Origin of the sequence: Zhenhengia yiwuensis, from assembly GCF_014384995.1 — a bacterium.
Taxonomy (GTDB): domain Bacteria; phylum Bacillota; class Clostridia; order Lachnospirales; family Cellulosilyticaceae; genus Zhenhengia; species Zhenhengia yiwuensis.
Genome location: NZ_JACRSY010000073.1, coordinates 1 through 5,253, shown reverse-complemented (window position 1 = coordinate 5,253; position 5,253 = coordinate 1). Strand labels below are relative to the sequence as shown.

General features: G+C 33.5%; 4 protein-coding genes and 1 pseudogene. All 5 read left to right on the top strand.

What is annotated here, in order from left to right; translation table 11 throughout:
* The 5 genes and pseudogenes from H8718_RS21130 (at position 1) to H8718_RS19595 (ending at position 4,337) form a co-directional block, all read left to right on the top strand.
* Positions 1 to 78: an IS3 family transposase gene (locus tag H8718_RS21130; RefSeq protein ID WP_408646572.1), complete on the top strand. Its 78-nt coding sequence runs from the start codon at positions 1 to 3 to the stop codon at positions 76 to 78.
* Between the two features lie 51 nt (positions 79 to 129).
* Positions 130 to 1,158, top strand: a pseudogene (locus H8718_RS19610) (FAD-dependent oxidoreductase); the annotation flags it as partial.
* Between the two features lie 289 nt (positions 1,159 to 1,447).
* A complete protein-coding gene (locus tag H8718_RS19605) occupies positions 1,448 to 2,725 on the top strand; it encodes a methionine gamma-lyase family protein (protein ID WP_249334726.1) in 1,278 nt (425 codons plus the stop codon).
* 121 nt (positions 2,726 to 2,846) lie between these two features.
* Complete coding sequence (locus tag H8718_RS19600) at positions 2,847 to 3,746, top strand: phosphotransferase (protein ID WP_249334724.1); 900 nt, start codon at positions 2,847 to 2,849, stop codon at positions 3,744 to 3,746.
* Between the two features lie 81 nt (positions 3,747 to 3,827).
* A complete protein-coding gene (locus tag H8718_RS19595; protein WP_249334722.1) occupies positions 3,828 to 4,337 on the top strand; it encodes a GNAT family N-acetyltransferase in 510 nt (169 codons plus the stop codon).
* Positions 4,338 to 5,253: the final 916 nt, after the last annotated feature.

Sequence of the window (5,253 nt, the reverse complement as noted above, 5' to 3'; positions counted from 1 at the left end):
ATGTATTATAACACAAAGCGAATTCATTCTGCTCTTGGGTATATTTCACCTGCACAATTTGAAGAATTAAATTCATAAAATCAACTTAACTTTGTGTCTACTTTTTATTGACAACTCCAAGATAAATTATTCCAATTTGGTGGACATACAGTAAAAAGAGCTTTAATACCTAATGATCACACAGGTGAAGATATGATCACTAAGTACAAAATGAAAGCTGATGAACTTGGTATCCCTGTAAAAACAGAAACAGAAGCAACAGAGTTAATCGTTGAAGATGGTAAAGTAGTAGGTGTAAAAGCTAAAAATACTGCAGGTCAAGATTTAACTTTTAAAGCGAATAAAGGTGTTATTCTTGCAACAGGTGGATTCGGTGCAAACATTGAAATGCGTGAAAAATATAATGCTGAATATGGTGCAGAATACCTAACAACAGATGCAGCTGGTACTACAGGTGATGGTATCGTTATGGCAGAAGCTATTGGTGCTCAATTAGTAGATATGGAATATATCCAAACTTACCCAGTATGTAACCCTGAAACAGGTGTTATTTCACTTCTTGCAGATTCACGTTTTGATGGAGCTATCTTAGTTAATCAAGAAGGTAATCGTTTCGTAGAAGAGTTAGAACGTCGTGATGTAATCTCAAGAGCAATTTTAGCTCAACCAGGCGGCTATGCTTACCAAGTATGGACACAACACATTGGTGAAATTGGTGGAACTTTAGAAGCACATCAAGAAGAATTTGAAATGCTTGAAAAACAAGGTTTAATTCATAAAGCAGAAACAATTGAAGAAGCAGCAGAATTCTTTAATGTACCAGTTGATGCTTTAAAAGCAACAATTGAAAGAGTAAATACTTTTGCAGCAAATGGAAAAGACGAAGACTTTAATCATAGAGCAGGCTTAGTAGCAATGACAGAAGGTCCTTTCTATATTCAAAAAGCTGTACCATCTATTCACCATACAATGGGTGGAATCGTTATTGATGTAGATACACATGTTATTGATGTAAATGGTAATGTAATTCCAGGACTTTATGCAGCAGGTGAAGTCACAGGTGGTATACATGGTTCAAACCGTTTAGGCGGAAATGCGATTGCAGATATTACTGTATTTGGTAGAACTGCAGGTGTAAATGCAGCTACAGCTCAATAATAAATTAATTTAGTAAAAATTAAAAAACAATAAAAGCTAGTGTGTAGCTATTACTCTTAGGGGAGTGGTTATACGCTAGCTTTTTTATAATAAAATATCCTATATTCTCTAGGATAAGCAAGAAGAAAACTATTGTCCCGTGGGTATTTGGTGTCTTGGATCAAAAGAAAATATTAGTAGCTAGGAATTTATTATTAAGCCTTTAGTTTTTGTAGCCTTGCATATATTTTTAATAGAGGTATAATGAATAGTGTTGAATTTACTTACAAGTCGTAACAAAGGAGTAATCATGAATACACTATCTGAATTATTTAATATCGATCATGAGACACAACAGTTTTGTGAACAGACAAAACTTGAACTTGCATCTGTTTTAGAACGTATTGAATCCAATATGCATATAAATGGTGCTAAAGTACTTGCTGCTATGCAAAAAAATAAATTAAGTGATGTACACTTTGCTGTTACAACAGGCTATGGCTACAATGATTTAGGCCGTGAAGTCGTAGAGCAAATTTATGCAGATATCTTTAAGACAGAGTCTGGTCTTGTGAGACCTCAGCTTATGTCAGGCACACATGCCTTAACAGTAGCCTTATTTGGTAACTTACGTCCTGGGGATGAACTTTTATCTCCTGTAGGGAAACCTTATGATACATTAGAAGGTGTAATTGGAATTAGACCTACAGTAGGAAGCCTTGCAGAATATGGTATTACATATAAACAAGTAGACTTAAAAGAAGATTTTTCTTTTGACTACGATGCAATTCGTAAGGCTATTACACCAAAGACAAAGATGGTAACCATTCAACGTTCTAAAGGCTATAGCTACCGTCCTACTTTTACAGTAGAGCAAATTGGCGAGCTTATTCGTTTTATCAAAGGTATTCGTAGCGATATCATCTGTATGGTAGATAACTGCTATGGTGAATTTGTCGACGTAAAAGAACCTACAGAAGTAGGTGCTGACCTTTGTGTTGGTTCTCTTATTAAAAATCCAGGAGGCGGTTTAGCACCTATTGGTGGCTATATCGTTGGGAAAGAAGAATATGTAGAAAATGCTGCAATGCGTCTTACAGCACCAGGCCTTGGAAAAGAAGTAGGCGCGACACTCGGTCTTAACCAACCTGTCCTACAGGGTCTCTTTATGGCACCACAAGTTGTAGCAAGTGCCCTAAAAGGTGCTATTTTTGCTTCAGCTTTATTTGAAAAGCTTGGCTTTGAAGTAATGCCTAAATCAAATGAATTTAGAAGTGACATTATTCAAGCTATTAATATGCGTACACCAGAAAATGTTATTGCATTCTGCCAAGGCATTCAAAAAGGTGCTCCAGTTGATAGTTATGTTGTACCAGAACCATGGGATATGCCTGGCTATGATGCCCCTGTCATTATGGCAGCTGGTGCTTTCGTTCAAGGAGCTTCTATTGAACTTAGCGCTGATGCACCGATTAAACCGCCTTATACAGTATTCTTCCAAGGTGGTCTTACAGACTATCATGCTTATCTTGGCATTATGATGGCTGTTCAAACTATGAAAGATAAAGGACTTATTACTTTAGCGTAATCCTTCTATAAAAAAGCCCTATTATTCTAATAAGAGTAGTAGGGCTTTTTTATTGGTTAAAAATTCTAAATATGCTATGATTATAAAATAAAGATTATAAAAAGGAATAGGTAGTGACTATATGAACTTTAAAGATCTTCCTAATTATCATACTTTTACTCAGATTGAACAGATTCATAAAGGGTGGTCAGATGACCAGAAATATTATATTGAGAATACTTACGGTGAAAAACTATTATTACGTATTTCAGATATTACTGAGTTTGAACGTAAAAAGTCTGAGTATAACAGCCTCTGCGAACTCGTCAAAAAAAATATTCCAATGTCAGTTCCTAAGGAGTTTGGTATTTGTAATGATGGAAAAAATGTCTATATGCTTCTAACTTGGATAGAAGGAGAGGATGCTGAAAAAATTATACCTACGTTACCTGTCCAAAAACAATATGAGCTAGGATTAAAAGCGGGGCAAATTCTAAAACAAATTCATTCTATATCTTCCCCTCCTACTCAAGAAGATTGGGCCCTCTATTTCAATAAAAAAATAAATCGTAAAATAGAGGGGTATAAAAATTGTGGTATTCACTTAGAAGGAGAAGATAGATTTTTTACATATATTGATGAACATCGCCATCTTTTAGTTAACCGTATTCAAAGCTTGCACCATGGTGATTACCATATAGGTAATATGATTATAACGCCAGAAGGTGAATTGTCCATTATTGACTTTAACCGACTAGATAATGGGGACCCTTGGGAAGAGTTTAATCGTATTGTATGGTGTGCTTCATGCAGTAAATATTTTGCCTCTGGACGTATTGACGGATATTTTAATCATGATGTACCCTATCTTTTCTGGCAACTATTAGCACTTTATATCAGTAGTAACACACTATCCTCTATTTATTGGGCTATCCCATTTGGAAAAAGTGAGCTAGAAACTATGATTAATCAATTTCAAGATGTGTTAGATTGGTATGACCAGATGTCAAATCCTATTCCAAAGTGGTATGAGTCTGTTTAAATTTAATCAGATATACAAGTTAGGGGTAGTTTTAACTAAGTATACATACTCTAAGTAATTATGCTTAAAGGAGAAATATAAATGAATCTTTACATAGAAAAAGCTAAAATGGAAGATATCGATGAACTAGATAATATTCAAAAAGCAGCATTTAAAAGATTATATGCTATTTATAAAGATGAAAAGAGCCCCTATCTCAAAGGCGTAGATGAAATGATAAAATGGCTCAATCTAGATAAAATTCTATATTGGAAAATATACTATAACGGACATTTATGCGGAGGTATAGCTTATTATAAAAAGTCAGAAGGTGAATATTATCTTGCCAGACTCTATATTCATCCACAGTATCAGAGTAAGGGCATCGCAAAACAAGTCATTTTATTATGTGAAAGAAAAATTTTAGATGCCAAAAGATATATGCTTGATTTTCCAATAGATCAAATTGCAAATAGAAAATGCTATGAAAGTGCTGGCTATATAGATACAGGGATGCGAGAAGTCATTAATTCAAAGCTTACCCTTGCCATCTATGAAAAGGTAGTAGGATATACTAACTATCTATATGTACGACAAATGCCAAAGAAATAATGAATTGTGTTGCATTTGGTTATTTCACATTATAAATTATACAGGCATTAATACTCTTAGTAGAAAACCTACTAGGAGTATTTTTTATATGTCAAAAGGAGTGATAATCATAAATAACTCATATACAAGATTATTAAACATCATGCAAGAACAAGGAAAGAAATTTTAAAAGAAGTGATAATTGCTATTTAGAGAAGATTGGGAACTTATTGAGAATGTAGGAATACTTCAAGCGAAAAGGATTATTAGTAGTTCTGAAGTTTAGATTAAAGGAGAATATAGTAATATGGTTAGATTATAAAACAATTCAAAATAAGTATATACAAAGGTTTAGAGTGGACTAGGCATGAAAGTGATATAAGCTTTCATAACCTTTTTACGCTTATTTTTCATAAAAAAATACACCATCCTCATCTAAAAAAATTAGAATCACACAGTGTAAATTTCACTTCAAACCATTGCAAATACTACATCTCTCTAAATAAACCAATAACTTTGCCAATGACTTTAACATCTAAACAAAAGATAGGATCCATGGTATCATTTTCAGGCTGAAAGAGAGATATAAATGAGGTCAAAAAACCTTTATTTATCAAGGCTTAAAGTAATTTTCAATGCAAAAATATAATATCTTGTATCGTTTACACTGTATAATTCTACCAATAAATATAACAATTTTTAAGTCCGTTTTCAATTGTAGATTTCTAGTAAACATTACAAACTTAATATTTAGGTCTGAGCACTGTGCTTAGGCCTATTTTTTTTACCCATTTTCCTAGCACATTCACAATTTATTTAAATTTAATTCATAAAAGCCTCATAATTGCCTCAAAAACGCTTCATAAAGGCCTCATAAAAGCCTTAAAAAGGCCTCATTCCAAGGACAAAAATACACTTTATGATTGTTCTTGTAGCG